Raw genomic sequence first — 22,095 nt, forward strand, 5'->3', positions numbered from 1 at the left:
ATAGTAGGGAAGGAAAGGCACCTTTCAACGTTGGTTTTTGTCTAATCGACCCACTTCAGACCAGAATCCGTGGTCTCAATATTTTCAGAATCACACTCTGAACCATCGGCATAATTGCAGGTGCCGACCATCAGGAGAGAGACTGACGGATTTTTACCACAAGTTTTTCCGTAAGCTTCATTGGCTAACGTTCGGGATTCGTTGGGCTGAATGGGCTTATTGAAGCTGAAATGCGCGGCATCACACCGGAATCGGCCCTGTTCATTTTTTACAAAAATATAGGCTTCAAATTTCTTCAGCGGGCTGCTTTGCAGGTTTTTTACGGTATAGCTACAAGCGCAGCCGCCTTCAGTATCCTTGAGTTTGCCCTCGGTGATTGCCAGCATTTTGGTTGCAGCTTGCTCCGCAACGGGGGCAGCGGTTTCCGTTGCGCTAACCCAAGTAGACGTCACCAAAGATACCGTAAATAGAGCCAATAGCATGCGTTTCATTGTGTCTTCCCTGTTGAAATAATTAGACCTTATGTCTAGATAATTATATGAAAACAAATAGGAATGTTGAATTTATAAAAACAGCTGTGCGTTGATATGGCTTTTTATTCTGTTAATTTTTTATTGGTGAGCGTGTTCTGCTTTTGCGGGGCAGGATGTGTTTGCATGAGCGGACGATGCGCTGTCATTCACTTTGTATTGTTCGCCCGTCAGGATAGGCAAAAAGGATAAAGCATTGAGACGAAATGAGGGCGGGTAAGGTATTATATTTTGATTCAATTTATTTGAATGATTATAACGATTTTATCTGATATTCACCTCTGAGCGATGGCGCTATGATTTACTCCATCAAAGGCAAATAGCCTTTTCATCAAACATCGAACAGAAGGATTTATATCATGAACGTTATCAAAAAATTTGCCGCAGTTGTTGCTCTTGGTCTGGTTTCTTTCGGTAGCTTTGCTGCACAAGACGTTGGTACGGTGCAAGTGAGCGGTGCAGAAACGCTGAGCGCGTTTGAAGCTCAGGTGGCTGCAAAAGCTGAAGCAGCAGGCGCATCTTCCTACAAGATTGTGTCTGTCACCGGTAACGATCAATTGCGTGGTACAGCAATCCTGTACAAATGATGTCAAGATTGCAGGTGGGCCAGTCAGAAAGGGGAGCGAAAGCTCCCTTTTTTGTTCACCATTTTGATGGTAAACGCCGGTGTGTATGGAAGAGTCGCAGAATTTGGATCTCATTGTCTTTCACACGGTATGGGATGATGTAAGGATAGGGTTGTAACACCAGCTCGCGTGTTCCAATAACGCGGCCAGGTCTTCCCATTGCCGGTTGCTGTGGCAGTAGTTCTGTTACCCGTTGAACTTCGCTGACAAATTGGCGGGCAGTCTGTGGAGCGTCTTGTGCAATGAAGAGATATTCAGCTTCCAGATTGGCCGCTGCTTTGCGTAGCCATCTAATTTCCATGTCTCGAAGAACCTAGCTTTTTAAATAGGCCACTCATCTCATCTGCTGAAATAAAATCGTCAGCATCGGCTTCCTTGATGGCTTGCTCGATCTCTACGATCTGCCAGGCTTCTCGTGCAAGATAATCTTCAATGGCTTGCCCAGCCAAAAAAGAGCGGGTACGTCCAGTGGCTTTGGCTAGTGCTTCCAATTGCGCCGTGACTTCATCATTTAAACGAACTGACATGACACTCATCTGAGCACCTCACTACATTGTGTACATTGTATACAATGTAGTCTTTTGTATTTGATGAAGCAAGTGTCGTGGATCATTGAGCAACGACACTGGTCTATCCACAGATTGTAGCCGATAAAATGAAGTGAATCCCGTTAGGGTTTTACCATCGCCAAATTCCAGGCATAAAAAAACCAACCGTAAAAGGTTGGTTTTCTTGGGATTATTTGGTCGGCACGAGAGGATTTGAACCTCCGACCCCTGACACCCCATGTTAACTAGCAAAATACTCTGTAAGCCTTGCCAGCACTGGCTTTGCGAGCATTTGAATGGACAAACAAACAGTACATTTTAAGCATGATCCACTCTTTATACATCAATGACTTAGGTAAGGTTTTACCACAGTTATTTTGAGTTTCTGTAAACAAAATTATTACACCTAAGGCGCTCGAAGTGATGCCATAATTATTTGAAGAAATTGTTATATATGGATAAAAGCAAATTAGCTATCGAGACAGCCATAGTAACAAGCACCGGCCAAGCTTTTACCCAAGGTTTTTCATACCAAGGGGTGGATAGTATTATTTCCTTCTTGCTGGTAATTCTTTCTGATATATACTCTTTTATTGCATCAGTCTTTTTATCAATAGGACGTTTTTGTACTGAATCAGGAATCCCTTTCCCCCTGAGCTTTTGGTCTATATCTGCCATTTCTCGGTATACTTTTACACAGTAAGAAAAAAGAATTGCTTCTAACTCGTCCAATGCCTTGCAGTTATCTATATAATTTGCTTTTGCTTTATCATAAGTTACTGATATCTCATTGTTTATTAAGTCTTTCAAAAATGGCTCTATATAATCGCTCCAAAATATTTCTGAGGGTGAGCCTGAAAAATCGCTCCCCTCATAGGATATTTTTGTGCCATCGAAACGAGTTACATTAAGTCGTTTCGACGAGTGAAAAAACTTCCAAGGAGTTAACTGTTCTCTAATGATTTTTTTTGCTGACATTTCTACATGTTCTTGAATGTCTGTATGAATTGAGGTTGCCATCAGCGCTCCGAAGTAAAATAATCACTTTCTAAAGTTACACCTATTTATGAGAATAAATTAAATAGATGTCAATTGGTTACTGATTTTATGCCATTTGATAAGCTGATTTCAGCATGTGGCACAGCAACCCAATCAAGATGGTTTTGCGTGTAGATCTTCGTTGACTTGGCATCGCTGTGCGCCATCCTTGCCTGAGGATCCACCCCTTGACGTTCAAACATAAACGCGGCCAGCGCTCGTATCTCGTGGAATGTTGGGCGTTCTGCCGGAGGGTATTCTGCGGCAACGCCAACTGCATCACGCAGATCGGAAAATGCCCTACTCAGGTAGTTAGGGTTAACCTGGGTAGGGTGGTTAACATCTTTACTGATCGGGTTACTGTTTTTCTCGGGTAGCCGGTGGACAACATACGGGCTGGCGATCCGGTCACGGCTATCATCAATGATGCGCTTCAATTCATCCCCAATAGGAATGGCAATATGTGATGCCTCTTTCTTCTGCACTTTCTGCCGGTGGATGTATAGCACACCATGAATGCCACTTTCAGCGGTTTGATACCATACACACCCACAAACACCTTCCTTGGGTTGTTTTATTGAGTATCTAATTCGTGACACCTCCAGGCGGGCTTGCGTGGTTTGCAATGCCAGATCCATTGCAGTGCGTAGCCAGAGCGGTGCGGATGCCTTGATTCGCTGGAAGTCTTGAAATGATAATCGACGCCTCTTTTTTCCCTCCACTCTTCGCATTTTCTTGCGGGTTGCGGGGTTATCGATCATCAATGATTCATCGACCGCATAGCTGAACAGTTTTTTTAGAAAACTTACCTTCCTATTTTGGACGTTAGCCGACGCGTCAGCGTGGTAACTTTGGATATAACCGTTGACGTGCTCCAGCTCGATATCACATGCGGGCATGGTGAAATATTCCTTCACCCTGATGATGTCATTTATCCATACATCGCTGGTGGCTTTACCTGGTTGCTCGTCATCAATAGCGCGTTGGAGTAAACGATCTACATAACTGCAAAATGGCAGAGCTTCACCAGATACCCCGCCAGAATCCCTGATCAATGAATCAATAGAAACGGCAGACTCTGGCCGCATTTGATTGTTATATTCTCGGGCGATTGCAATAGCGAGAGCCCTATCAGAGCCAAGAGTTTTCTTTTTCCCGTTTATTAGAGTGAAACGATATGAATCCTTACTTTTATCGAAAAACAAATGATCGGGAAGAGAGCGATACTCTCTTTTTCGTGGGCGAGCAGCCATTTTTATGCCTCATTTATTAACCTGGTAACAGCCTGAGAGACAACTGAGTTAACGCCCCATTTTTCAGATGAACACACCCAAACAGCCCCATCAACGATGCGACCCTGTAAAAGGCCGTTTTCAATCCACCGCTTAATAGTTCTGTTATCGGGCTCTGATCCGGGTTCAAACTCCCGTCGTCCCCACTGGCTTGCCTTCATTAGCTTGCTCATACGCCATTCTCCACACCAATTAATCACTGCCTGACTGCACTCAGGTGTTTTAACGAAACCTGCCGTAGTAATCACCGATATTCCAGAACAGTATTTTCATGTCAGGGTCGGCTTTACCGGCTAATGCATGGGGTTGAAACCACATGCCTACTTTCTTTCTGAGCGGAAGATTCCGCACAAGCTGAGTACGCATCTACTCCCCCTTACGCATTGGAACCAGCGGAATATAAACATCGGTATCAGTGGCTGCATCTGGCTGTTGTTCTAACGTGAAGCACGCGCCGGTGTAGCGGTTCATGTAGCGGATTGGCTCGACCGGAGAGTTACCAGACTGGAGCAATGCTCGCAGAGCGTGACGTGGAACCGCGCCCCATTGGAGTATCGTATTTGGCAGGTCGTCATACTGGTCCGGCAGGGTGTTCTCAATTTCGTCCAACCAGTCACAAAGTCGTTGGAATGAATTTTCGGGAGCAACGTGGCACATCTCGCCATCAACCTCTTGCTGGCAACTATCATCAGCAAGCTCGAACGCGGCACCACAAACGCCGAGTAGCAACCCAATTACACGCTGGTGCTCTGCCGTTACGCCAGTTGCCAGTTGTGCTTCTAACTCGGCAGCTCGCGCCAACACTCCCCGCACATACTCAATAGAGTGCATGGTTTCGCGTTCACGCTTCAGGCTTGTAACTTCAACTTCTGCTGCGAGAAGGCGCGATACCAATTCCTCAGCTTCATGCGCTGGAATCATTACGTTGTGAGCATCGCCGTAGGTTTTTCGCCATGACGCTATTGTATTCAAGCGTTCCTTCGTCAAAGTATTCATGTTATTTAGTCCCAGTAGGTAAGTTCTTCTGCTACTGCTTCATCCGCAGCATCTTGACTATCGAAAACCTGACCGCCGTCCTCGACTGTTATTTGTGCGTAGTGGCGGCAGAAGGATTTCCATTCTTTCTTTCCGCCAGCCCAGCCACGATCCCATCCCAGTGCTTTGGTTTCTTTACGCCACGCGCGGTTTGCGTACTGCATTTGTGTTTTAGCCATCTATTCACCCTCAACCGGAATAACCCCCGATTTAACGAAAACTAACCAGTGCGTTTTGTCGCCTTTACCAACCCGCTGGCGGATAATTGGAGTTTCTGGTGTCAGTGCTAAAATCTGGCTGGTGGGAATTTGCGTTTCGTTCCACTTGAACAGCAAAACACCGAGTGGCCGCAGCACGCGAAACGCTTCGGTAAAGCCAATGCGTAGGTCGCTTCTCCACGTTTCGTGCTTTAACACGCCGTACTTCTTTCGCATCCAACCCTCTGGTCCTGCCCGCTCCAGATGGGGGGGATCGAACACCACAACCGGGAACGAATTATCAGCAAACGGTAGCTGGCGGAAATCGGCGATTACATCTGGGCTGATAACAAGTTTCCGGCCGTCACAAAGCGTATGTTCTTCCTTGCGGATATCTATGAACACACCGCGTTGGTCAGTCTTGTCGAGCCAAAACATGCGGGAACCGCAGCACATATCGAGAACCGTATTTTTGTTCACTTATTCACCTCTGGTGTGGTCTCGGCACCCAATACCCAGCGCAGGGCGGCGGCATAATCGCCGGTCGCATCATCAAGGGCTTTCGTGATTTCTTTCCGGGTTTTGAGTTTCGGTTTCGCGTCACCCATCACTTCACGCTGGCGGCGAACACGTTCATGCCCGGATACACCGCTGGTGGCCTGAACCAGTTCCTTTACCTTTTCCCGCTGCTGTTCGGGTTCAAGCGCTGCAAGCTGTCTGGCTTGAGTGATATTCACATGACCAGCCTCAACCGCCGTTTGTACCGCCTGGGTGCAATCGAGCAACGCAAGAGTTGAGCGAACGGTTTGCACACTACAACCGAAGGTCAGCGCCAAATCTTCTTCGTCATCACCGCGCTCGATCGCCGCTGCCATCTTTTTCGCGCGCCCAAGAGGTGTTTCTGGAATAAAGATCTCGTTCGCACTCACCATTGCTTTAGCTACGCGGCTTGCTGAACCGCGCCTGACGACTCCCGGCACTAACAGAGAATTCTCGCCTTTTGCCAGCAAGCGGCGGTTTACTTCTATGGTGTGCTTGACTCGCTGGCGACCTTCAACGATGCATGTTTTTCCTGTTTCTGGATCTTTCCAAACGACGATCGGTTCAATTACCCCCAGTTCCATAATGTTTAGGACCATCCACTCTTCGAGAGGCAGATGAATACGGTCGTCATACAAGGGATGGGACGGATCATCTACAAGATGCAATGACTCAGGCACAAATGTGAGGACGTTGGTTTTACCGCTGGCGCCGTAGGCGTCCTTTGAGTTCTTAGCCATGTCGCACACCCTCATAGCGATCCGGGTAGATAGGCTGGCCGTCATAACCCGTTTCAACATAGGGGCCGGCCAACTCAGAGAAACGGGCCATAAACTCACGTTCTGCCTCAAACGCCGTCATATGAACAATGATCCGCTCCGAACGTTCAACGCCGTCCAGAATGGGCCAGTGACCGGAATCTGGGTGCAGCAATGCATCCTTTTCAGTAGCCAGCATGATGAGGTCGGCGCGCTTCACTTCGGGGCTTGTTTTCAATGGCAACCCATAGCGCAGGCGAACAATGACCTCGATGTCGTTTTCAACGCGCTGATAGTCCGGCAGTAAGAGTTTCAGCGGCGACATCATGTCGCTGACATAGGCTTCATGCGCATCATGCATCAGTGCTTCAAAAGCGAATTCTGGCGGCACCAGGTAGCTCGCACCGATGCTGTGTTGAGCCACGGAGTAGGGCCAGTGAGTAGCACCACAGAAACGGTTTATCAGCGACAAGTGGTGAGCGATATCATGGATATCAACATCTTCCACACTCGGGGCGGTGTAATTGAAATGCCGACCGGTAAAAGTAGAAATCCACGTCATTATTCACCCGCCTTATTGAGCTTCACCGTCAACTCAGCAACACAATCCCGCGCAGCCTGTTTGTATGTTTCCGCCGCATCACCGGAATAGCGTTCATCAACGGCGGATTCGAACGCATCAAGCGTGTCCCAGAAGCAACCAGCAGCGATCCGGAAATTACCCTGCACCCACGCGGCGAAAATAGTCCGGCTTGAGTTGCCGCAGTTATCGCGGTAGGTGACGTTGTCAAAGCGTTGCGGATCGAGATAAAGCGATTCGCAGGACAAGCCCTCAGGCAGACTGGTGATGCCGGTGCCTCTGAGGTAGAGGGAGCCACCCACAGACAAGCCCTCAGGCAGGCCCTCAGGCAGACTGGTGATGCCGGTGCCTTCGAGGTCGAGGGAGCCACCCACAGACAAGCCCTCAGGCAGACTGGTGATATCAGTACGTCCCAGCAGAGACAAATCACCCTCAACTACGATAGAGCCATCATCATTAACCAAATGGTTAATATTTTTCTTTTTCAAAATATCCAGAACATTAGACATTTATATTTCTCCACACCGATTTTAGGTTGAGTAAATCCCTCGCCATGGGGCGATTAATTTGCACATTGGGATTTGCACTTCACTAAATGCCCCAAACCATGGGGCATTTAAGGCGGTGCAATTAGGCGCTAAACACGCCGATAAATGTTTCGATTTCGGTATCGGAGAATTTCTCGATCAGCAGATCACGGAACTCTTCGGCAATTTTCTCTTGCTCCGCCTCTAACTGGACGATACGCAGTACCAGGATCGGGCGGTCGCCGGTGATAATGCTTAAACGCAGTCTGAAAGCGCGTTCGGACAGACCTTCATAGGTGGTGCATTTAAACTGAAATGCGACAGGCATAATGTCTTTCGTCTTCGCTTCGACGCTTTCCATTACCGAACGCTTGCCGCTGAAATCTTCATCTTCATAATCGGCTTTGCTGTTGGCTTCGATCGTGATGCGACGAACGGCGGCGGCTGATTTCTTTGCATCGACGACATTGCCTTCGGCATCAAAGCCAATGAGGAATTCGGCCCAGTCTTCGAGCCATTCCGCGAGTTCTTTCTGGCTTTTTTTCTCACTATTGACATTCAGCAGCGCGGAATAAGCCGATGTACGTTTCAGTGAGAGAGTGGCTTTATTATCTGCGTGGCCGGGGCTATCAAGCGTCCCGAGGTTAAACACGGAAATGGAACGCATGCGATCGGCATCGATAAAGCAGCGGGCACCGGCTTCAAAATAGCCGATGGAATATTTTACAAAGTCGTCGATGCTGGCGGTTTCCAATTCGCCACGAAAGCGATAACGACCATTATTGAAACCTTCCAGGCTCTTAATGCCGATATTTGTCGGAACGGCAACGGCGGGGCAATTAACACCTTCAAGGCGGGTATCTAATTGCTGTGTGGCAATCAAATCACGAATTTGTTGAATAGCAGAAGCGTCTACAGTCTGAGACATGGTTGATCCTTAAAATATTGGTGAAATACGTTCAGGTCGTGACAACCTGAAATTAGACAGATTGTTTTAATTTCCCGTCTGGTTGCCCGCCCAGCGTAAATAGCTGGCCCTGGTCTTCCTGCAAAATCGTTAACTTACCGCCACGACCAACATACATTGGGGTTTCGGTTGTATCTTCTTCGGACGACTTGCCGCGAGGCGTTGGTTTGGAGAACGCCAGTTTGTGTTTGATGGCAATACGCTTTTCTTCAATCGACGCACTCAACCGATCGATATCAAACTGAACTATTACCTTTCCTTTGCCGCCATTGTTGATGACACCTAACGCGACCTCATTCAGTGCAGCAGCCAGCTTGTTTTCAAAAACACCGCCGTCAAGTTCACCAAAGAAGTCAGGGATATTTGTCATCTTGCTTTGTGCTTCTGACATATTCACACCCTCGTTTAATACGGCTATTGCCGCTGTTTCTCTACACACACAGAAGGGTGAAGGGCGTCGGGATACAGACCTCAGCATTGACTCACCAATAATTGAAGGGATTCGACACCCTTCTGTCTGTGCAGAAAAAAGTGCGGCTATTGGGAGATGGGCCCGCAAGCCGCCAAAAACAGCTACCTCTGATACTCAACACAACGATAAGAACACTACCTTTGTCCAACCTGACGCCGACCTGCTCTGTCATACGGTTTGTACCGGTTCCCGTCAGGCATCCATACTTTGGGCACTTCCTCAGCCACTGGTAAAACAGAGTTCTATGCGTGTTCCGGTGTAATGCTCTTACCTGTTGTGTGCGATTCACCCATCCCGGTCCGGCAGCGCTACCTCGCCGGGATGGATGCAAAGGGCAGTTACGTTGCCAGTCGGCTTGTTGGTCTGGCCGGAAGTATCAAGTCCCGACATCACGGATTCTGCTTCTCCGTCCCGATTTCACCCCCGCTATGCTTTAGCGCGCAAACCGAGAAAATCGCCTTCAAGTCTTTCGGCTTTCGCCATGTCCTTAAATTCAGTGACGCACCATGTTGCTAATGCGCTCGTAATCGCCATCAACCTGGCTTCCTGCTGTTAACTTGTCCCACAGGAGGAAAACGCCATGCATCCAATCGCGGTGCATTTCTTCTGCTGTTGATGAACAGTGCTCAGAGTTCTTTTTCAGCCGTTCAATCTCATCAACTGCCTTTTGTGTTATCTGGCTGTAGGTCAACATAAGCCCCTCGCTATTGTGTTTGCCGGTTACGGTTCCGGCGCCACCGTGGTGGCCGTACCCTGGTGTGGACGCTTACAAAAACTTCAATAACAGGAATGAGGACACAACCCCGATCAGCAGCAGAGCGACCACATAGAACGCTGCCCAAAGTTTTAGTTGGTGGTTCACATTTGCTTTGCTCATCTGGTCCTCACACCGTTCTGGTTAATCTGTGCCTGGTCACATCACCACCTCAGGCGGCAGTGGTCCCTGCTATTCCCCAACAGACAGGAATGCGTTAATCTGAATATCCCCAACAGAAGAAAGGTTTTTGTTATGAACAGAGAGACTTATTCAATTCGTTGGAAGTTGCACCAGGCCACAGCAGCCCTTGATTACTCACTTGAATGCTTTGGTGATGAACTTGCCAAGAAAAATTGCTACCCGAAAAGCGTCGATGGTTTTGATGCTGTTTACCTCTATCTGGCAAATAAGCATGGCTGGTTGATTAGCACCTGTAGAGCAATGAGTAGAGATGATCTCAGGCTTGCTCTTGCAGACGAAATGCAAGGCTGGATAATGCCGCGTGATGCTCGCTTTGGACTTCCTGCCCATGAAGGCGTTGAAGTTGTAATTGAGCGAGAGTAGTTTCAGCCTCCATTTTTACTAACGTCCAAAATTCAGTGGGCGTCATTTTCATTTGATCGTGCATAAATCCTCCACAAATCAGGTTTTTGGGGATATTCAGATTCTTAAAGAGCGAAGCGTCCTTACAGGGCGCTTTTTTTTGTTACCAGCGAATCATCCCGTTCTTCTACGCCACGGGCGGCTACGTTCGTGGGCGTCCTGCCTGTTCGCTGTTGGTGTGTTGAAAGATAGCGCTACGCTAATCATTAGTCAATAGCGTGGCGCTATTGTTTTTATCTTGGGACGAAAAAAAACCCGCCGCAGCGGGATGAGACAGTTTAGGAATTGTTATTTGAGAAAGTATTTTGATAGCAATGCGATGAGAACTGTGACAATCAATGCTATTACGATCTTCCATGTTTGACCGTTTAGTTCTTTGTGTAAGTCTTCTTTTGTGCACATCGTCGCCTTGATGACCGCCACGTCTGTACTGAGTGTAGAGACCTTATTTTCAAGGTTTTTAACCCTCTCTAACATACCATCGCCTCCATCATTACCGCCGCCATTTTTAAGAATGTCATCTAGTTGAACACTGGATGTGGGCGTGTGTGTATTGCCAGGGAAATTATGAACTGTTCCCATTTTTATCTCCATTCCTTGGCAATGGCAATAGAGCACTCAGATTGATGAATGAGCCCAGCGTCGTCTGTTGGTGCTGAGTCAATATTATGATCATAAAGAAATATTTTAAATGTATAGCAACCAGGCTGCTCGATTGTATAGGTTTCTATAAATGAATGCTGTACGCAATAATCACCATTGCGCGAAAGGTAGCCTTTATGACGTAGAGGGCTTGATTTTGTCTCGCCGCTTGAAATATCCAATCCATTATAAAGTACTGTTATATAAAATGAGTATGGCGCTCCTCTTGGGAGGTTCACGACAGCAACATTTAGCACGAAAGACATTTCATTTGGAAACTTATCACTATCAAGGCATATCAAAGCCCCATCAGGCGGCAATGAAGGAATCTCAGGATAAGAAACTTGGGAGCTGGACGCATAGAAATATGCAATTCTGGCTTGTTTCGCTTCAACTGACATTTTGATTTCCTGCTGTTACTTGTCGCAAAACTTTCCATCAGACCACACAAGCCTAAGCCCTTGCTTTCTCCGAATGGTCTGAACTCTTTCCTTTATCTATCCACTTCCTCACCCTTAATTCTATTGCATCTAAGTAAGCGCGAGCATCCTTGTCCGCCCAATCCGGTGGCGTTGAAGTATCTTTGGATAGAATGAAGTCAACAATAAGCTTGATCGCCTCATCTGCTGCTTGGTAGTCATTCCATGGGTGTGAATCGACATCATTAATCGGATGGTCTAGCGTACCTATTTCCAGTCCCAATTTTTCTTCGATTTCTCTGGCAAGAGGCGATCCCATATTTCTCGGATTGCCACTTTTGCTGTCCATAGCCTGATTTTTTATCTGTGACAGTGTTGCATCTGTCCTTGCTCTACCAAGAGCGACATTGAGACCGGCAATAGTTTTATGCTGGTTGATTAGTTCAAGCAGCCACTCTCGCCTTATTTCTTCAATCGTCTGCATGTCTTCATAAGCTCTTTGGTTTGAATAACGTTATTGAATAGCACTTCGCTAAGTATGGGAAGACGTGAAACGCTATTGACATGCATTAGCGTCACGCTATTATTTGTGTGTGAATAGCACATAGGATCGCCACTTGAATGAACCTTAAAACATACACAAACATGCTTCGCGGGCGAGCAGCTCGGCTGGGACGTGAGTTAAACGTTCCATCAGTGCTGATTTCCCAGTGGGCTAACGGAATCCGGCCAATCCCCGCTGAACGCTGCCCCGAGATCGAGAAAGCAACGAGCGGTGCTGTTACCTGCGAAGAACTTCGCCCTGATGTTGATTGGGCGTACCTGCGCAGTACAGATCGAGGGCAGGGTACACAACCCAGCCAGTTAGCGTAACTACCAGAAGAAAGGGGGAAAGGTAGGTATGGCCGACATCAAAGAAACCATCAAAGCGATGTGCAAGGCGTATCCAGGCGGACGTAACGCAATGGCCGGTGCCCTGGGTATGACTATCGCTCAATTCAACAACAACCTTTACGAGAAGAACGGTTGCCGTTTCTTCGAAAACCACGAACTTGAGGCTATGGAAGACCTCTCCGGCACATCGTTGCTGGCGGAATACTTTGCTCAACGCCGTGGGGCACTGCTGGTGGATGCACCGAAGTTTGACGACCTGGATCACGAGGAACTCTACACCCTTGCAATCCACACAGCTGCAAGCCGGGGAAGGGTAGATCAGATTATTGCGGCTGCTATTGAGGATGGCGTTATCGATGACAGTGAAGCGAAAGAAATCATGCATCACCACTCCCGTCACCTTGCGGCGCGTGAAGCGGAGATTCGTTCAATTCTGGCCTTGTTTGGTCGCAAGAAGAGGAAAACGCAATGAACGGGATATCCAGAAAGGGTGATGCCCCGAGTGTGCAGCTCAGGGCATCGGTGCGTGTAATTAATCGGTGTAGAGAAACTAAACGCATGAACAGTGTAACGCAGGCTACCGGCTTCCCGCAATTGCGGTGTGTTCCTGTTGCTGGTGGATGTTCACCGGTGCCGTTCTCGTATGAGCTAAATGTACAGGGCCAATGGACACCCATCAACTACCAGTTTGCCGCGTGGTTGGTAGATGAATTACGCCGCAAACATCGGGGTGAGTCATGCAAGAACAAGTCACAGAACTCGACAGGCGTTACCTCGATCCGTATGGAAAAGTTGTCCGCGTCATCGGATACGACCGCCAGAACGAGCGCGTTATTTTCATGCGGGAAGGGTATGAGCATGAATGCGTCCAGCCTCTCTGGCATTTCAAAGCAAAATTCACGAGGAAGCCATGAGCGTTAAGCTATCTGCATTTGTCTGGGACGGCTGTGCATCGTCAGGCATGAAACTAGCGTCAGTGGCCATCATGGCACGGCTTGCTGATTTCTCGTCTGATGATGGCGTTTGCTGGCCCTCAATCGACACCATAGCCAGGCAACTGGGGGCAGGGCCGAGCACGGTTCGCACGACTATAGCCAAGCTGGAGAAAGAGGGCTGGCTGACACGTACCCAGCGCCGGAAGGGCAACCGCAATGCATCGAACATGTATCAACTGAACGTTGCAAAGCTGTATGCCGCTGCTCAATCTCACCTGTCAGATTCTGACCCGTCAAAATCTGACACATCAAATCCTGACGCATCAAAATCTGAGGGTTCAAAATCTGACGCCTCAAAATTTGACCCGTCAAAATCGAGCAATAACGGCAGTTTTGACCCTCCAGAATCTGGCGGGGATCCGTCAGTAAATTCAAAACAAGATCCATCAGGTAAAACCTCTTGTCAGGCTGAACCGCCTGACGACCCTGATCAACGGGTTTTGGATCATTTCAACCAGGTTACTAACTCTGGCTATCGGGATGGCAAGACCACGATGGGGTACATCCGTGGGCGACTGTCTGAACCTGATTACGTCGCTGAGGACTTGATTCTGGTTGTGGACTACCTGACGGCGAAATGGCTTAACGATCCGAAGATGTGCGACTACCTGCGTCCCAAGACGATTTTTGGCCCTGAAAACTTCCCAGAATATTACGACAAGGCCCGAAAATGGGATGCCAGCGGTCGCCCTGCGTGCGTCGATGGGAAATGGATCCGACCAGGGGATATGTCCGCTGTTCCGGTTGATGTCACCGAACGTGATGCCGCCTACCGCCGTTTCATTGGCAGTGCATTACCCGCAAAGAACCCCAGCCAGATTGAAATTCAGGTGCGTTCCGAAGCCAGCAAAGCTGGGCTGAAATCAGCGAAACCAGAGTTTGCAATGAGCCGCTGGAATTCCATCTGGAAAGACGTTACCCAGCGCCAGCAGGGAGGGAAAGCCGCATGATAACCGACGATATCGCATTAGCCGAAAAGCTTGAAAGCAAACGCCTGTGGCGCAGAGCAGCCCGTGTATGGCTGACGGTACTTGATCAAACCAAAGGGATGCAAGCACGTGCAGAGGTGGCCCGCCGCCGTGAGAAATGCCAGATCAGCGCAAACGGACTGAGAAGCGAATACAGCGGCATCAGAGTGATGACGGCAGCGGGAGGGGTACTCCATGACTGACTTCTCCCAAACCGAGTACGTGCTGGCATTGAATGCCTACAAGGCGGAAGTTGCTCACAAACTTAAGGATGTTGGCGATCAATGGCGCACTCCGGATCCGCTGTTCTGGGGTATCAATGCAATGTTTGGACCTCTGGTGCTGGACCTGTTCAGCGACGGCGAAAACTCGAAGTGTGAAGCTTTCTACACAGCAGAAGATAACGCGCTGGCGCAGGACTGGTCCGCGTGCCTGGCTGAGTTGAACGGTGCAGCGTTTGGCAATCCGCCGTATTCCCGCGCCAAACAGCACGAAGGCCAGTACATCACCGGCATGCGTCACATCATCGAGCACGTTATAGCAATGCGTGAATTGGGTGGGCGCTATGTGTTCCTCATCAAATCAGCCACGTCAGAGGTTTGGTGGCCTGAACAGGCAGACCATATCGCGTTTATCCGTGGCCGTATTGGCTTCGACCTGCCGACCTGGTTCAAACCGAAAGACGAAAAGCAGGTGGCAACCAGTGCATTCTTTGCTGGCGCAATAGCCGTGTTTGACAAGCAATGGCACGGTCCGGCGAATGCCTATATCGAGCGTGATCGGCTGTATGCCCAGGGTGAAGCATTCATGGCGCAGATCCGCAAAGAGGCCGCGAAACTGGCACCACAGCAGCAGCCCACCATTCCAGAAACAACCAATACGGTGTGGCCCGCAGAGGTTAATTTTCTGTTCGATCAGGTGCCAACAGCCGCAGTGCTTTCAGCCCATTTGCAGCACAAGCTGCGCAGCCACATCAACCGCCTGAAACTTGAAGGCATCCCTGACAACACCATCATCACGACCGCAGAAGCACTTACCGCAGCAATGGGAGCAGCAGCATGAAGGAAATTATCGTTGATAACTTTGCTGGTGGTGGCGGTGCTTCCACTGGAATTGAAATGGCAATTGGCCGCAGTGTCGATATTGCGATTAACCATGACCCGAACGCGATCGCCATGCACACCACGAATCACCCAGATACGCTGCACTACTGCGAATCAGTGTTTGATATTGATCCGGTTGCTGCGACCGCTGGCCGTCCTGTTGGACTGGCATGGTTTAGTCCTGATTGCCGCCATTTTTCGAAAGCCAAAGGCAGTAAGCCAGTTAAAAAAGAGATTCGCGGTCTGGCTTGGGTTGTCCTGCGCTGGGCTCTGCAAACACGTTTTCGCGTTGGCATGCTGGAGAACGTGGAAGAGTTTAAAACCTGGGGGCCATTGAACACCGCAGAAGATGGGACACAACACCCCGATCCGGCGCGTGCCGGTGAAACATTTGAGGCATTCGTGGGGATGCTGACCACGGGTATCGCAATAAATCACCCCGCTTTGATTGAGTGCTGCGAGGTGCTGGGCATTGATGTTGACGGGGAAGATGCGAAAAGCTTATCCGCTGGCTTGGGTTATACCGTTGAATATCGTGAATTGCGGGCCTGTGATTATGGCGCTCCGACCATCCGCAAACGCTTTTTCATGGTGATGCGTCGTGACGGTAAGCCGGTCACATGGCCGGAGGCTACGCACGGGGATCCAAAATCACCAGCAGTTCAGGCTGGCAAGCTGAAACCGTGGCGCACAGCTGCCGAATGCATCGACTGGTCAATCCCATGCCCGAGCATCTTTGAACGTTCCCGTCCATTGGCCGAGAACACCTTGAAACGCATTGCGCGCGGCATTCAGCGGTTCGTGCTGGATAACCCGACGCCATTCATCGTGAAGTGCAACCACACAAGCACAAAGACCAAATACGATTGTTTCCGTGGTCAGTCACTGACAGAGCCGTTGCAGACCATCACCAAGACGCACGGTTATGCGCTTGTCAGCCCACATCTGACAAAATTCCGTACCGGTGCAACGGGGCAGGAGGTTACCGAACCAATGCCGACGGTTACCGCTGGTTCGTCGGTGCGACCTGGTGGTAATGGGCATGCGCTCGGCATGGTAGAGGCAACATTGGCGCCGTTCGTCGCTGGTGCTGGTGGCCCAAAATATTCAGCCAAACCTCGCAGCGTCGAGCAACCTATGCATACGCTGGTCAATACGAACCATGCATGCGTTGTTGCACCAGTTATCGCGCGTATCGGTCAAACCGGTTTTGGTGGAGGAAAGTCTCAACTGGTATCCGCGTTCCTGGCTAAACACTTTGGCGGAAATTATTCCGGCGCCGGTGTGGCGATGGATGAGCCAGCCCATACGGTCACGACAACCGATCACCACGCGCTCGTAACATCAAACCTCATCAAGATGCGCGGTACGAATACGGGACAGCCAACAGACACGCCGCTGCAAACCGTTACGGCCGGTGGCAATCATTTTGGCGAGGTCAGGGCGTTCTTGCTGAAATATTATGGCAACGAGAAAGAGGGGCTGAATATTGAGGATCCTCTGCACACGGTTACCAGCCGTGATCGGTTTGGCCTGGTCACGGTTGAGGGCATCGACTATCAGATTGTCGATATCGGCATGCGCATGTTGCAGCCACATGAGCTTTATGCCGCTCAAGGCTTCCCCAACTGGTACATCATCGACCAGGACTATCGTGGTGTGAAATACGCCAAGGACAAGCAGGTAGCTCGGTGTGGTAATGCGGTGCCGCCGCCGTTTGCAGAGGCGCTTGTGCGTGCAAACCTGCCGGAAATGTGCGTCGAACGTCAGGGAGTGGCCGCATGAAGCTCAACAAGAAACAGCGTGAAGAATTACGCATGAAGTTCGGCGGTCGGTGCGCTTATTGCGGTGAAATTTTAACTGCTCGTTTTCATGTCGATCACGTCGAGCCGGTATTGCGAAATATCAGCAAGAGTTACGCGATGGAAAGACCGGAAAACAACACGCTGGAAAATCTTTATCCCGCCTGTATCCCATGCAATCTGTACAAAGCCAGTTGCTCGGTAGAGCTATTTAGAGAGCGAATAGCAACACAGGTTGATGTAACTCGCAGGGCATCACGTAGCTATCGAACTGCCGAGGTATTTGGCCTTGTTAAGCCTACCGGAACCCCCGTCGTGTTCTGGTTCGAAAAATACCAGCGGGAGGACGCAGCATGAGCGGAAAGGTAATTCTCACTGAGTACAAGTACGACACAAGTAGTCATGAGTCTTTTAAAAAGTGGGTTGTCAGGCAGCGGAGCGGTATCACAGGCACGGTTCTGGAACAAAACGTAACGCTTGAGAGAAATGGTTACGGGAAGGTTATTCCGCATGTCGCGCTTGATGATTTTCCGCAAGGACTATCAGAGCGCGAAGCAATGCTAAAGCTGGCTGACTGGTTACACCGAATCAGCGTGTCGATAGAAGACCACTGGAGTACGCCATGAGATTAACCCTGCCATTCCCACCCAGCGTAAACAGCTACTGGCGCGCTCCGAACAAGGGGGCGTTAACTGGCAGGCACCTGGTCAGTGCTGCTGGTCGCAAATACCTTACCAACGCCATTGCTGACGTAGTGGAACAGCTAAACCGTTATCCCAAACCACGTACCGATTTGGTATCGGTAAAAGTCATCCTCATGCCACCCGATAGAAAACGTCGGGATCTGGATAACTACCTGAAAGCGTTATTTGACTCCCTTACCCATGCGGGTATCTGGCTGGACGACAGCCAGGTAAAACGGATGCTGGTGGAGTGGGGGCCGGTAACTCGTGGTGGCAAGGCTGAAATAACCATTGAGACGTTTTGAGGGATGGCATGAGAGCACTGTTTAAACCTGTCATCGTGCCAGAGCTGGGGCAAGTCATATTGCGCCCCGGTAAAAACCTGCTGTCACTATTCAATCGCCGTGTGCTGGTGGTCAGTGAGCCGGAGGAACTTAAAGGGCTTCCATCCGGTTTGCTGCCGAATCAGGAACAGCAACTAGGTAATGATCCGCGCTGGCGTTCATTCCTGACCAACGAACGAGTGATTAATGCCGCTGGTGGCACTGATGGGCTGATTTACTGGCTGAACCAGTCAACGGTGTGCCAGCGCGAAAGCGACCACCATGACAAGAACTTCATCACCATGAGGTACGGACATAGCGCCATTCGGTTGTGCTGGCACTGTGACAACAAGGTACACGGGCATGTGTCACCGGCACATGATGAACTGGCAGATCGGAATGCTGCCGAGTGGGTACTTAATCAGGCCCGTATCTGGCTGGCATTACCGGAGGCGCATCAGGTGACGGCACATGAGCTTAGTTGGTGGGCTGTTGTGAAACAGATATCAGACCTGCTGCCAGAGCATGCCATTCGTATCAGTCTACGCATGCCTGCACCAGAGGAGAAGCCAGGGCCTAAACGTGAATGCGACATCGTTTGGGAGACACCAATACACGACATCATTGGCGAGCGTATAGAGCGTGTTAAACCCATTATCGCGCTGGTGGAGGATGACGAACCAGCAGCCGGTTTTATGCTGCGTCCAAAGTTAAAGCGGTTGGAGTGTGAGAAGTACACCCGCTGGGTGAAGTCACAGCAATGTGCATGCTGTGGTGCTCCTGCTGACGATCCGCACCACGTAATAGGGTACGGGCTTGGCGGGATGGGTACAAAAACGCATGACCTGTTTGTTATTCCCCTGTGTCGCCGTCACCACGACGAACTGCACAGGGACGTAACGGCATGGGAAGCGGAATACGGCAGTCAACTGCTGCTTGTGGTCCAGACCCTCAACCGTGCATTGGGGATCGGGGCTATTTCAATCGGGAAACTAAAAGGTGTAGAGAATGCGTGATATTTCGATGGTGTTAGAGCGCTGGGCAGGTTGGGCGGCGAGTGATGGTAGTGGTGTGGACTATTCGCACGTTGCAGCCGGTTTTAAACGGTTACTACCACAAAAGAACGGTATGCGGCTGTCGTGCTCTGATGATGATGGGTTGGTCATTGAGAAATGCATGGCTCGCCTGAAGGAAAAGCGACCGGATGAGTATCACCTGCTTGTTGCTCACTATCTTTACCAAATATCAAAACGCAAGTTGGCCCGCTGGCGCAAACGCGATGAGAAAGTGATTCGCGTTGAGATGCAGATGGCAGAAGGATTCATTGAAGGGTGCCTTGCTGTACTGGATGTTCGGCTGGAAATGGACCCAGAGGTAGAAATTCCGCAAAATTCACACAAAACGCTATCGCGGTCCGCAAATTGTGTATTAGTGTGATAAGAGTGGTCGCGACGTTAAGCGGCTTATCCATTTCAAACCCTTGCTTCTGCGGGGGCTTTCCATTTTAAAGGCTCACTTCGGTGGGCCTTTTCTTTTCCCAGAAATCACACACAGCGCCACGGCAGAGCCGGAGGTGAGGTCATGCGTATGTCAAATATTACAACGGGCGTTTCCTACGGCGCTTCGGGTCTTAGCGGTGGCTACTGGATGTTGCAACTACTAGACACGGTTTCTCCGACGCAGTGGGCCGCTATCGGGGTTCTCGGTAGCTTGCTATTTGGCTTGCTCACGTTTCTGACCAACCTGTATTTCAAGGTCAAAGAAGACCGCCGTAACGAAGCGCGGAGTGAGTGAGCATGAGCAAGCGCAAAATTGCAGCCGGTGTGGTGTGCTCTGTCAGCGTAATCATCGGCATTGTGATGAATAACGGCCAGGTGCGAACCAATAAAGCGGGCCTGGAACTTATCGGTAATGCCGAATCATGCCGTCGTGACCCTTACGTTTGCCCAGCTGGTATTTTGACTGATGGCATTGGCAATACGCACGGCGTTGTTGATGGCACCCGGAAGATTGACGAGCAGATTGCCGCCGACTGGCAAAAAAACATCCTTGAGGCTGAAAGCTGCGTTGATAAATACGCCGGTGGCAGAAAGTTGCCGAGTAACCCGTTCAGCGCAGCAGTCAGTATCGCCTTTAATGCTGGCTGCACAAAGATTCAGGCATCAACCATGTTTCAGTTATTCCGTGCTGGAAACATTGTGGCTGCGTGTGAGCAGTTTCCTCGCTGGGTGTATAGCGGCGAGAAGAAACTTCCAGGACTTGTTGCTCGACGCGATAAGGAGCGGTCGTTATGTCTATCCTCTCAGGCTGGAAAATAACGGTTCTTGCGCTGCTGGCAGGGATAGTCATCGGTTGGTACGTGCAGGGGCTCCGCTGGGATGCTGATGTAGCAGAACGCGGCAAGAAAGCGTCTGAGGATATCAGCACAGGGCAACAGGCTGTAATTGCTGGTCAGGCATTTCAGTTTCAACGCTTCAACGAAATAGCACGCCAGGCTAACCAGTACGCTATCAACATCAAAGGGCAGTCAGATGAAAAGCAGATTGTTTACCGCACTATCATCAAACGTGACCCGGCTGGTCGCCAGTGCGTGCCTGATGATGTTGCTGGCAGGTTGCTCGACTACACGAACAGTCTACGTGCCAGCGCAATGCACGGAGATACCGGCAAACCTAACACAGCCAGTGTTAGCACCATTGCCACCGCCTGCCGACTGACATACGCACAGGCTGTTTACTGGATTGATCCGCTGCTGACGGCGATTGACCAGGCTAACAGCCAACTTGCAGGGATTCGAGAAGCAGAATCAAACCGAGCCTCACATTAGTGGGGCTTTTTTACGACCAGAAGAAGGAAAAGAAGATGTTTACAGTTAAACAAATTATCAATAACGCAACATCGCTCTACGAGGTTAAGGCGGTCAATATTGCTCGACCAGGTTCCGAACAGTGGAAACAGGCATTCGAACTGGCTGATAAGTTGGATATAGCGGTGCCAGATACCATTGAATGGGTGTTTCCCACTTATAAAGACGAGGGAATGACTCAGCCCATCGTGGAGGAACAGCATCTCTCTGTTGATCGGCAGGGTGGTAAGCGTGATGAATGCATCGCAATTATTTGCTCAGACCTAAATTGCGAAGCGTTCCCTGACTTACCTACTGGCGGGGGCATCGGCTATCAATTCCTGTACCGCGGCGATCAGCTATACGTTACAAACTCACATGGTGCGACCATTGAGACAGTGAAGTAGACATTACAGCAGGCATTCACTGAGTGCTTGTGATGACACTTGAAAAATTGGCAAAAGGACCAATATCAAAAATGGTTATTAATTGCAGCCATCATGATAATGGAGCTCACAATGCTGGATAAATATATTGTTAGATCAAGTGAAGAAGCGAATCGACTGGAAGCAGTGAGAGCAGCTTTGGAAATAATCAAAGCCTCCGCGTCTGATAGTGGTGTTTCCAATGTAATTGAATTTACTAAACAGGAGATTTCAAATCTTGCCGATGCAATACAGAGCGCTATAGATAAGCAATAAGATCTCAACACAATAACAAACCGCCGCTTCCTAGCGGTTTGTTGCTTCGACGCTCATTACGCCAAATTATACTCACACCAGCTATAACGACCGCACCTATTGCGGCTCACAACTGCACACTGTAGCCAACTGCCTTAAGACGTGGAGAGGTTCATCACGTCGCGCTAACCTGCGCTGTGGTTACTGTGGTGGTCAGGGCCATACATCAAGCGCATGTCCACACAATGCAACCGGCGCCCGCCGCAGAACG

At 49.6% G+C, this 22,095-nt stretch carries 38 protein-coding genes; 19 read left to right on the plus strand and 19 right to left on the minus strand.

Going from position 1 to position 22,095, the window contains the following annotated elements; all coding sequences use genetic code 11:
• Nucleotides 1-41: 41 nt before the first annotated feature.
• Nucleotides 42-491 carry a hypothetical protein gene (locus J5067_RS01945; RefSeq protein WP_264627564.1) on the minus strand — a complete coding sequence of 150 codons (450 nt, stop codon included), beginning with the start codon at nucleotides 489-491 and terminating at the stop codon, nucleotides 42-44.
• A gap of 398 nt (nucleotides 492-889) precedes the next feature.
• Between J5067_RS01945 and J5067_RS01950 the strand changes: the two genes are divergently transcribed.
• A complete protein-coding gene (locus J5067_RS01950) occupies nucleotides 890-1,117 on the plus strand; it encodes a YdgH/BhsA/McbA-like domain containing protein (RefSeq protein WP_264627563.1) in 228 nt (75 codons plus the stop codon).
• 55 nt (nucleotides 1,118-1,172) lie between these two features.
• On the opposite strand, the gene J5067_RS01955 is transcribed toward J5067_RS01950, so the two are convergent.
• The 15 genes from J5067_RS01955 to J5067_RS02025 all read right to left on the minus strand — a co-directional run bounded on the left by J5067_RS01955 (nucleotide 1,173) and on the right by J5067_RS02025 (nucleotide 9,804).
• Entirely contained in the window at nucleotides 1,173-1,457 is a 285-nt protein-coding gene (locus J5067_RS01955) for a type II toxin-antitoxin system RelE/ParE family toxin (RefSeq protein ID WP_264627562.1), read from the minus strand.
• On the minus strand, nucleotides 1,447-1,692 hold the full coding sequence (locus J5067_RS01960) for a CopG family ribbon-helix-helix protein (protein WP_264650305.1): 246 nt from the start codon (nucleotides 1,690-1,692) through the stop codon (nucleotides 1,447-1,449). Before J5067_RS01960 ends, J5067_RS01955 begins: the two co-directional genes overlap by 11 nt.
• Nucleotides 1,693-2,136: 444 nt before the next feature.
• Nucleotides 2,137-2,724 carry a hypothetical protein gene (locus J5067_RS01965; protein WP_264627952.1) on the minus strand — a complete coding sequence of 196 codons (588 nt, stop codon included), beginning with the start codon at nucleotides 2,722-2,724 and terminating at the stop codon, nucleotides 2,137-2,139.
• A gap of 68 nt (nucleotides 2,725-2,792) precedes the next feature.
• Nucleotides 2,793-3,995 carry a phage integrase Arm DNA-binding domain-containing protein gene (locus J5067_RS01970; protein ID WP_264627951.1) on the minus strand — a complete coding sequence of 401 codons (1,203 nt, stop codon included), beginning with the start codon at nucleotides 3,993-3,995 and terminating at the stop codon, nucleotides 2,793-2,795.
• 2 nt (nucleotides 3,996-3,997) lie between these two features.
• Nucleotides 3,998-4,207: a hypothetical protein gene (locus J5067_RS01975; protein WP_264650306.1), complete on the minus strand. Its 210-nt coding sequence runs from the start codon at nucleotides 4,205-4,207 to the stop codon at nucleotides 3,998-4,000.
• A 49-nt stretch (nucleotides 4,208-4,256) separates the two neighbouring features.
• On the minus strand, nucleotides 4,257-4,400 hold the full coding sequence (locus J5067_RS01980; RefSeq protein WP_264650307.1) for a hypothetical protein: 144 nt from the start codon (nucleotides 4,398-4,400) through the stop codon (nucleotides 4,257-4,259).
• Nucleotides 4,401-5,030 carry a hypothetical protein gene (locus tag J5067_RS01985; RefSeq protein ID WP_264650308.1) on the minus strand — a complete coding sequence of 210 codons (630 nt, stop codon included), beginning with the start codon at nucleotides 5,028-5,030 and terminating at the stop codon, nucleotides 4,401-4,403.
• 5 nt (nucleotides 5,031-5,035) lie between these two features.
• Complete coding sequence (locus J5067_RS01990; RefSeq protein WP_264628320.1) at nucleotides 5,036-5,248, minus strand: hypothetical protein; 213 nt, start codon at nucleotides 5,246-5,248, stop codon at nucleotides 5,036-5,038.
• Entirely contained in the window at nucleotides 5,249-5,746 is a 498-nt protein-coding gene (locus J5067_RS01995; protein WP_319802376.1) for a class I SAM-dependent methyltransferase, read from the minus strand.
• Complete coding sequence (locus tag J5067_RS02000; protein ID WP_264650309.1) at nucleotides 5,743-6,546, minus strand: hypothetical protein; 804 nt, start codon at nucleotides 6,544-6,546, stop codon at nucleotides 5,743-5,745. The genes J5067_RS01995 and J5067_RS02000 overlap by 4 nt, the downstream gene beginning before the upstream one ends.
• Nucleotides 6,539-7,126, minus strand: a complete 588-nt coding sequence (locus J5067_RS02005) for an HD family hydrolase (protein ID WP_264650310.1) — start codon at nucleotides 7,124-7,126, stop codon at nucleotides 6,539-6,541. The genes J5067_RS02000 and J5067_RS02005 overlap by 8 nt, the downstream gene beginning before the upstream one ends.
• Nucleotides 7,126-7,653 carry a hypothetical protein gene (locus J5067_RS02010; protein ID WP_264650311.1) on the minus strand — a complete coding sequence of 176 codons (528 nt, stop codon included), beginning with the start codon at nucleotides 7,651-7,653 and terminating at the stop codon, nucleotides 7,126-7,128. The genes J5067_RS02005 and J5067_RS02010 overlap by 1 nt, the downstream gene beginning before the upstream one ends.
• A 121-nt stretch (nucleotides 7,654-7,774) precedes the next feature.
• Nucleotides 7,775-8,599 (minus strand): YfdQ family protein, encoded by an 825-nt coding sequence (locus tag J5067_RS02015; RefSeq protein ID WP_264628178.1) that lies wholly within the window; start codon nucleotides 8,597-8,599, stop codon nucleotides 7,775-7,777.
• 52 nt (nucleotides 8,600-8,651) lie between these two features.
• Nucleotides 8,652-9,029, minus strand: coding sequence for a hypothetical protein (locus tag J5067_RS02020; protein WP_264628179.1), 378 nt, complete (start codon nucleotides 9,027-9,029; stop codon nucleotides 8,652-8,654).
• 574 nt (nucleotides 9,030-9,603) lie between these two features.
• The gene (locus J5067_RS02025; RefSeq protein ID WP_264627720.1) at nucleotides 9,604-9,804 is read right to left on the minus strand and encodes a hypothetical protein; all 201 of its coding nucleotides are present in this window, start codon (nucleotides 9,802-9,804) and stop codon (nucleotides 9,604-9,606) included.
• A 315-nt stretch (nucleotides 9,805-10,119) separates the two neighbouring features.
• Here J5067_RS02025 and J5067_RS02030 point away from each other — a divergent pair, with 315 nt between their 5' ends.
• Nucleotides 10,120-10,431 (plus strand): hypothetical protein, encoded by a 312-nt coding sequence (locus tag J5067_RS02030; RefSeq protein ID WP_264650312.1) that lies wholly within the window; start codon nucleotides 10,120-10,122, stop codon nucleotides 10,429-10,431.
• A 327-nt stretch (nucleotides 10,432-10,758) separates the two neighbouring features.
• Here J5067_RS02030 and J5067_RS02035 read toward each other — a convergent pair whose 3' ends face one another.
• Genes J5067_RS02035 through J5067_RS02045 form a run of 3 tightly spaced genes read right to left on the minus strand, consistent with a single transcriptional unit; the run spans nucleotide 10,759 to nucleotide 12,015 of the window.
• Complete coding sequence (locus J5067_RS02035) at nucleotides 10,759-11,052, minus strand: hypothetical protein (RefSeq protein ID WP_264628076.1); 294 nt, start codon at nucleotides 11,050-11,052, stop codon at nucleotides 10,759-10,761.
• 2 nt (nucleotides 11,053-11,054) lie between these two features.
• Nucleotides 11,055-11,513: a hypothetical protein gene (locus J5067_RS02040; RefSeq protein ID WP_264628075.1), complete on the minus strand. Its 459-nt coding sequence runs from the start codon at nucleotides 11,511-11,513 to the stop codon at nucleotides 11,055-11,057.
• A 52-nt stretch (nucleotides 11,514-11,565) separates the two neighbouring features.
• A complete protein-coding gene (locus J5067_RS02045; protein ID WP_264628074.1) occupies nucleotides 11,566-12,015 on the minus strand; it encodes a hypothetical protein in 450 nt (149 codons plus the stop codon).
• A 161-nt stretch (nucleotides 12,016-12,176) separates the two neighbouring features.
• On the opposite strand from J5067_RS02045, the gene J5067_RS02050 reads away from it, so the two are divergent.
• The 17 genes from J5067_RS02050 to J5067_RS02130 all read left to right on the plus strand — a co-directional run bounded on the left by J5067_RS02050 (nucleotide 12,177) and on the right by J5067_RS02130 (nucleotide 21,845).
• Entirely contained in the window at nucleotides 12,177-12,404 is a 228-nt protein-coding gene (locus J5067_RS02050) for a helix-turn-helix domain-containing protein (protein WP_264650827.1), read from the plus strand.
• 28 nt (nucleotides 12,405-12,432) lie between these two features.
• Nucleotides 12,433-12,897: a YmfL family putative regulatory protein gene (locus J5067_RS02055; protein WP_264650313.1), complete on the plus strand. Its 465-nt coding sequence runs from the start codon at nucleotides 12,433-12,435 to the stop codon at nucleotides 12,895-12,897.
• 265 nt (nucleotides 12,898-13,162) lie between these two features.
• Nucleotides 13,163-13,339 carry a DUF4222 domain-containing protein gene (locus J5067_RS02060; RefSeq protein ID WP_264650314.1) on the plus strand — a complete coding sequence of 59 codons (177 nt, stop codon included), beginning with the start codon at nucleotides 13,163-13,165 and terminating at the stop codon, nucleotides 13,337-13,339.
• Nucleotides 13,336-14,370: a conserved phage C-terminal domain-containing protein gene (locus J5067_RS02065; protein WP_264650315.1), complete on the plus strand. Its 1,035-nt coding sequence runs from the start codon at nucleotides 13,336-13,338 to the stop codon at nucleotides 14,368-14,370. The genes J5067_RS02060 and J5067_RS02065 overlap by 4 nt, the downstream gene beginning before the upstream one ends.
• Nucleotides 14,367-14,591 (plus strand): PerC family transcriptional regulator, encoded by a 225-nt coding sequence (locus J5067_RS02070; RefSeq protein ID WP_264650316.1) that lies wholly within the window; start codon nucleotides 14,367-14,369, stop codon nucleotides 14,589-14,591. The genes J5067_RS02065 and J5067_RS02070 overlap by 4 nt, the downstream gene beginning before the upstream one ends.
• Nucleotides 14,584-15,450: a phage N-6-adenine-methyltransferase gene (locus tag J5067_RS02075; RefSeq protein ID WP_264650317.1), complete on the plus strand. Its 867-nt coding sequence runs from the start codon at nucleotides 14,584-14,586 to the stop codon at nucleotides 15,448-15,450. The genes J5067_RS02070 and J5067_RS02075 overlap by 8 nt, the downstream gene beginning before the upstream one ends.
• The gene (locus J5067_RS02080) at nucleotides 15,447-17,276 is read left to right on the plus strand and encodes a DNA cytosine methyltransferase (RefSeq protein ID WP_264650318.1); all 1,830 of its coding nucleotides are present in this window, start codon (nucleotides 15,447-15,449) and stop codon (nucleotides 17,274-17,276) included. Before J5067_RS02075 ends, J5067_RS02080 begins: the two co-directional genes overlap by 4 nt.
• Nucleotides 17,273-17,650: an HNH endonuclease gene (locus tag J5067_RS02085; protein ID WP_264628290.1), complete on the plus strand. Its 378-nt coding sequence runs from the start codon at nucleotides 17,273-17,275 to the stop codon at nucleotides 17,648-17,650. Before J5067_RS02080 ends, J5067_RS02085 begins: the two co-directional genes overlap by 4 nt.
• The gene (locus J5067_RS02090; RefSeq protein ID WP_264628291.1) at nucleotides 17,647-17,919 is read left to right on the plus strand and encodes a hypothetical protein; all 273 of its coding nucleotides are present in this window, start codon (nucleotides 17,647-17,649) and stop codon (nucleotides 17,917-17,919) included. The genes J5067_RS02085 and J5067_RS02090 overlap by 4 nt, the downstream gene beginning before the upstream one ends.
• Entirely contained in the window at nucleotides 17,916-18,281 is a 366-nt protein-coding gene (locus J5067_RS02095) for a RusA family crossover junction endodeoxyribonuclease (protein WP_264628292.1), read from the plus strand. Before J5067_RS02090 ends, J5067_RS02095 begins: the two co-directional genes overlap by 4 nt.
• An 8-nt stretch (nucleotides 18,282-18,289) precedes the next feature.
• Nucleotides 18,290-19,315: a DUF968 domain-containing protein gene (locus J5067_RS02100; protein WP_264650319.1), complete on the plus strand. Its 1,026-nt coding sequence runs from the start codon at nucleotides 18,290-18,292 to the stop codon at nucleotides 19,313-19,315.
• Nucleotides 19,308-19,736, plus strand: a complete 429-nt coding sequence (locus tag J5067_RS02105) for an antiterminator Q family protein (protein ID WP_264650320.1) — start codon at nucleotides 19,308-19,310, stop codon at nucleotides 19,734-19,736. The genes J5067_RS02100 and J5067_RS02105 overlap by 8 nt, the downstream gene beginning before the upstream one ends.
• A 150-nt stretch (nucleotides 19,737-19,886) precedes the next feature.
• Nucleotides 19,887-20,093 (plus strand): class II holin family protein, encoded by a 207-nt coding sequence (locus J5067_RS02110; RefSeq protein ID WP_264650321.1) that lies wholly within the window; start codon nucleotides 19,887-19,889, stop codon nucleotides 20,091-20,093.
• A 2-nt stretch (nucleotides 20,094-20,095) separates the two neighbouring features.
• Nucleotides 20,096-20,617, plus strand: coding sequence for a lysozyme (locus J5067_RS02115; protein WP_264650322.1), 522 nt, complete (start codon nucleotides 20,096-20,098; stop codon nucleotides 20,615-20,617).
• Nucleotides 20,590-21,126: a hypothetical protein gene (locus J5067_RS02120; RefSeq protein WP_264650323.1), complete on the plus strand. Its 537-nt coding sequence runs from the start codon at nucleotides 20,590-20,592 to the stop codon at nucleotides 21,124-21,126. The genes J5067_RS02115 and J5067_RS02120 overlap by 28 nt, the downstream gene beginning before the upstream one ends.
• Nucleotides 21,127-21,161: 35 nt before the next feature.
• Nucleotides 21,162-21,551 (plus strand): hypothetical protein, encoded by a 390-nt coding sequence (locus J5067_RS02125; RefSeq protein WP_264627874.1) that lies wholly within the window; start codon nucleotides 21,162-21,164, stop codon nucleotides 21,549-21,551.
• 39 nt (nucleotides 21,552-21,590) lie between these two features.
• Nucleotides 21,591-21,845 carry a hypothetical protein gene (locus tag J5067_RS02130; RefSeq protein ID WP_264650324.1) on the plus strand — a complete coding sequence of 85 codons (255 nt, stop codon included), beginning with the start codon at nucleotides 21,591-21,593 and terminating at the stop codon, nucleotides 21,843-21,845.
• Nucleotides 21,846-22,095 lie beyond the last annotated feature (250 nt).

It is taken from the genome of Candidatus Symbiopectobacterium sp. NZEC151 (assembly GCF_025962655.1).
Lineage (GTDB): Bacteria > Pseudomonadota > Gammaproteobacteria > Enterobacterales > Enterobacteriaceae > Symbiopectobacterium.